The following is a 939-nucleotide window of genomic DNA, read 5'->3' as shown; positions in this document are numbered from 1 at the left end:
GTAAGTGCCTCTGCTGGTGTGTCCCAGAAAGATATTTCACAGTGTACTGCACCTTTTTTATACCATTTGCCGTCAACATATGGTTTTTTCGCCATTGTTGCCGTTGATATTACATCCGATCCTACAAATGCTTCTTCTGCACTATCTACTGCTACGAAGTCCATGTCAGGAATTTCCTTTTTCATTCTTTCACAGAATTTCAGTGAAGTTTCCTTGTTTAGGTCATAAACCTTGCAAAGCTTAAGGGTCGGTGCACCGCATTTGAATGCGTGAGTTTGTGTAATTCCCTGTACTGATGCTCCTACAAGTCCCATCACTTCAACTCCAGGATTTGCAAGATGCTTGATTGCAACTCCACTTGCCGCTCCAGTTCTCATTGCCGATACCAGTGCTCCATCCATTATGCAATCAGGCATAAGTGTTTCAGAATTTACTATTATTATTACCCCATTTGCTCTTGGAAGTCCGTATTTCTTTGGATTATGAGGCTTGCTTGGAATCCATTTGATTCCCGATGTATTTACTGTTCCCAAAAGTCCCTTTTCCTTAAGTTCCTCATCATATTCAGCTCCGCCAAGGAAGCTTGGCATTGACATGATTCTTCCTGTTGTCTCTTCAGTTTCCGGTCCACCCCATCTTATTACAGGTTTGTGAGGCAATATATAATCACCTTTTCCATGTAGAAAGAATGATCTTTCCGTAGCCTGCATTGTTCCTGCCATGTCATATCCGCCTGCTTTTACACAATCTTCCTGCTGTAAATAAAGAAACTCAACTTTTTTGCTCATTTTCTATTCCTCCAAATTATCTGTTGTTTTTAAGTTACACATATGAATAAAGCAATATTCGTGCCAAAACTGTAAAAACTTGGAATTAATCACGAAAACGTTCTCTTTGGCCAAATTTTAAATAATTGACTGGATTTCATCAAAAATATAA

1 protein-coding gene is annotated in these 939 nt (G+C 39.2%); it reads right to left on the bottom strand.

What is annotated here, in order from left to right; genetic code table 11:
- Positions 1-788, bottom strand: a 788-nt coding sequence (locus AC3AX0_RS10930) for an ornithine cyclodeaminase (protein ID WP_487550321.1), incomplete at its 3' end; no start/stop codon positions are given.
- Positions 789-939 lie beyond the last annotated feature (151 nt).

Source organism: Dethiosulfatibacter sp. (genome assembly GCF_983023055.1).
The sequence above is the reverse complement of the archived record's forward strand: the minus strand, read 5'-3'. Positions and strand labels throughout refer to the sequence as shown.